Raw genomic sequence first — 3348 nt, 5'->3', positions numbered from 1 at the left:
CGGTTTGCTCGGCGAGGACGGCGCCGACGAGGCGGATGACGGCCTCGGGGTTGGGGAAGATCCCGACGGAGTCGGTGCGGCGCCGGATCTCGCGGTTCAGTCTCTCGTTGGGGTTGTTCGACCAGATTTGGGCCCAGATGTCTTTCGGGAACCCAGTAAACGCGAGGATGTCGGAGCGGGCGCCGTCGAGGTGTTCGGCGACCGTGGGTAGCTTCTCGGTCACGTAGTCCAGGGTGCGGTCGAATTGGGCGTGGACGTCGTCAGCGGTGGGTTGGTCATAAACCGAGTGCAGCATCGCTTTGGCGGCCGGCCACATGCTCTTCGGGGTGGCGCTCATCAGGTTCGCGGCGTAGTGGGTGCGGCAACGCTGCCAGGCGGTGCCGGGCAGGTTCGCCGCGATCGCGTCCTTCAACCCGGCGTGAGCGTCAGAGGTGACCAGCTGAACCCCAGTCAGACCGCGGGCGGTCAGGTCGGCGAAGAACGCGTTCCAGGCCGGTCCCGTCTCGCTCGTGGCCGTCTGGATCCCCAACACTTCTCGGCGACCATCACCGTTGACGCCGGTCGCGACCAGCACCACGGTGTTCACCACCCGGCCGCCCTCGCGGACTTTCATCGTCAGCGCATCGGCGGCGACGAACGTGAACGGGCCCGCCTCGACAAGGGACCGGTGGCGGAACTCGGTGACGAGCTCATCGAGGTCGGCCGCCATCCTGGAAACCTGCGACTTCGACAGCGAATGAATCCCCAAGGTCTTCACGAGCTTGTCCATCCGGCGGGTGGAGACCCCAGCAAGATAGCAGTCAGCAATCACTGTGACCAAGGCCGCCTCGGAGCGTTTGCGGCGCTCCAACAGCCACTCCGGGAAATACGTCCCGAAGCGCAGCTTCGGGATGGCAACATCGATCGTCCCGTCCCGGGTATCCAGATCACGATGCCGGTAGCCGTTGCGGTGGGTTATGCGCTCAGGGCTGGGTTTGCCCCACTCGGCGCCGACGACCGAATCGGCATCGGCGGACAGCAGCGCGTTGATCATGGTTTGCAGCAGATGCCGCATCAAATCCGGGGACGCATCGGTGAGAGCTTCACCGAGAACGGTCGCAGGGTCGACAATATGTGGAGCGGTCATCGTGTTGATGCCTTTCGAGTGGGTTGTCAGAGATTCCTCGAAGGATCACACGGTGGCCGTCCCCACGTCGTCACCGACGCGGTAAGCCACCATGCGTCACACCACTATGCGGGACTCCACTCACGCCCGGACCATCAATGGCGAGTGCAGGGGCACTGGAGGCGGCAACGGTACCCAGGCGCGAAAGCCCACGAGACCATCTGGATCAACGAACACACCTCCGGCCCCTCGGGACGTCCCTTGCTTCTTAGCGAGCGCATAGAAGTTCACTAGGAGGGGTTATTGAGGGGATAGCCGACTGCACCGCGGACAGCAAAAGAGCCCGGTAGCTCGTATTGCTGCGAGATACCGGGCTTATTATCGGTGCACCCCCCGGGACTTGAACCCGGAACCCACTGATTAAGAGTCAGTTGCTCTGCCAATTGAGCTAGAGGTGCCTGGCCGCCAACGAATCAGCGGGCCGACGGACAAGATTAGCATGGCATGATCAGGCACACGAACGGTGCGCCACCGACACAGTGGAGACCCATGACTGAGCGACTCGAGGCAGGCGCAACAGCACCCGCATTCACCCTTCCCAACCAGGCCGGCGAGCCGGTGTCGCTGTCAGATTTTGCCGGCGAGAAGGTGATTCTGTACTTCTACCCCGAGGCGATGACTCCCGGATGCACAACCCAGGCGTGCGACTTCCGAGACAGCCTGAACTCACTCGCGTCGGCGGGATACAGCGTCATCGGCATCTCGCGCGATGCACCGGATAAGCTTGCCACCTTCGCCCGCGAGGATCATCTGAATTTTCCCCTACTGAGCGATCCCGACCTCACGGTGCACCATGCGTATGGCACCTGGGGCGAGAAGAATCTCTATGGCAAGACGGTGACCGGGGTGCTGCGATCCACCTTCGTGATCGACGAGCGCGGGGTCGTCACCCTTCCGCTCTACAACGTCAAGGCAACCGGGCACGTCGCTTCCTTGCGCAAGAAGCTTGGCATCGACTCGGCGTAGGTGGCTGGCGCGCGCGCGGATAGCACCGATTCGGGCATCCATCCCAGATTTGTGGATGACACAGCATCACTCTCGGCAATCACATTTCGGGCCGGCCCGAGGTGATCGACGACGACACTGGAACGGACGGCCGCCGAACACGAGACGGCCGACATCACAAGAATCGGAGCTGAATCATGACAAGGAGAAAATTCGCATTCTCAATGGCAGGAACCCTCGCCCTGAGTGCTGCCATCATGGCTGGCGGCGTTGCGGGCGCCGATGCCATCCCCACAGGGGACGGTGATTCCCTGCCGGTCACTGTGTAAATGAAGGGCCAGGCACCTTCGCCACACGTTGGATGTTTGTGCCCGCCTACGAAAACGGCGCTGCACCGTTCGGCCAGCGGCCCGCCAGCGAACTCGCCGCGCCCAGCCAATGGACCAGTGGTGGTGACATCAGTTTCGATACGGGCTTTGCGACCGTCGCGCCCGTGAACGGCCCAACGCTCACCGACACGGTCGGGGCATCCGGCGTCGCCTTCTACCAGGGTCGCGGGCTCACCTGCACCGCGTTCGGCTACCCGGCCGCTAGTCCGTTCGATGGCGAGTCGCTGCAGTCGTGCGCCGGCCGCGCAACCGCCGATCCCTTCGGCCAGTCGACGGCTCAGGGAACCCCGTGCGACATGACAGGAGAATGGTCGGGTAGGCCCTGGCTCATCGGGAGTGGGTCGGCCGGCAGTCAAAACTCGATCAGCAGTTTCGGCTATGACGGCGTCGCCAAGACGATGTTTGCGCCGTACTGGGGGTCGGTGATTCAGGCCACATACGTCTCGGCGTCGAGCTAGCCGAATCCGACAACTCGTTCGGCGGTGGCGCGTGCTGCCCCGCCGCCGAACGGGTCCGGCTGCGGGCACACGCTATGTACTACGCGTAGTCGCGGCGAGAACCGGCGGCGAGAAGAGCAAAATGAGGGCCGCGATGGCGGGAATGAGCAACAGCCAGCCAAGGTCCGGGCGAGCAAACGCACCCTGGAAGCACCCGATAGCGACAGCAATCTGCAGGATCTGAACGACAACGGTCGCCCCACGCACCCAAGGGTTGCCGCGCAGAACGTTAACGCCGATGACGGCCAGCCAGACCGCAGCGATCGCGGTCAGGACGGTCAGCGCCACGGCACTGGCGTAGGAGTCGGGGGTCGCAACGATCAGCTCGATCACGAGGTATCCAATAGCAACC

5 protein-coding genes and 1 tRNA gene are annotated in these 3348 nt (G+C 63.5%); 3 read left to right on the top strand and 3 right to left on the bottom strand.

Annotation, left to right across the window (positions count from 1 at the left end; translation table 11 throughout):
- On the bottom strand, positions 1–1126 hold a 1126-nt coding region (locus RMN95_RS04560; RefSeq protein WP_309615770.1), incomplete at its 3' end, for an IS256 family transposase.
- A 364-nt stretch (positions 1127–1490) separates the two neighbouring features.
- A tRNA-Lys gene (locus tag RMN95_RS04555) sits at positions 1491–1563 on the bottom strand.
- Positions 1564–1654: 91 nt separating this feature from the next.
- On the opposite strand from RMN95_RS04555, the gene bcp reads away from it, so the two are divergent.
- The 3 genes from bcp to RMN95_RS04540 all read left to right on the top strand — a co-directional run bounded on the left by bcp (position 1655) and on the right by RMN95_RS04540 (position 2957).
- Positions 1655–2131 carry a thioredoxin-dependent thiol peroxidase gene (bcp, locus tag RMN95_RS04550; RefSeq protein WP_309615769.1) on the top strand — a complete coding sequence of 159 codons (477 nt, stop codon included), beginning with the start codon at positions 1655–1657 and terminating at the stop codon, positions 2129–2131.
- A 176-nt stretch (positions 2132–2307) separates the two neighbouring features.
- Positions 2308–2439: a hypothetical protein gene (locus RMN95_RS04545; RefSeq protein ID WP_309615768.1), complete on the top strand. Its 132-nt coding sequence runs from the start codon at positions 2308–2310 to the stop codon at positions 2437–2439.
- 38 nt (positions 2440–2477) lie between these two features.
- Positions 2478–2957 (top strand): hypothetical protein, encoded by a 480-nt coding sequence (locus RMN95_RS04540; RefSeq protein ID WP_309615767.1) that lies wholly within the window; start codon positions 2478–2480, stop codon positions 2955–2957.
- Between the two features lie 72 nt (positions 2958–3029).
- Here the strand turns inward: RMN95_RS04540 and RMN95_RS04535 are convergent.
- On the bottom strand, positions 3030–3348 hold a 319-nt coding region (locus RMN95_RS04535), incomplete at its 5' end, for a hypothetical protein (RefSeq protein WP_309615766.1).

This window comes from Salinibacterium sp., assembly GCF_031364185.1.
Taxonomy (GTDB): Bacteria; Actinomycetota; Actinomycetes; order Actinomycetales; family Microbacteriaceae; genus Rhodoglobus.
Note: the sequence above shows the minus strand (reverse complement) of the source record. Positions and strands in the feature narration are given on the sequence as shown.

Bases quoted from the DNA above. Each gene is read 5' to 3' on its own strand.
- bcp (WP_309615769.1), top strand. From the start codon at position 1,655: ATGACTGAGCGACTCGAGGCAGGCGCAACAGCACCCGCATTCACCCTT.
- RMN95_RS04545 (WP_309615768.1), top strand. From the start codon at position 2,308: ATGACAAGGAGAAAATTCGCATTCTCAATGGCAGGAACCCTCGCCCTG.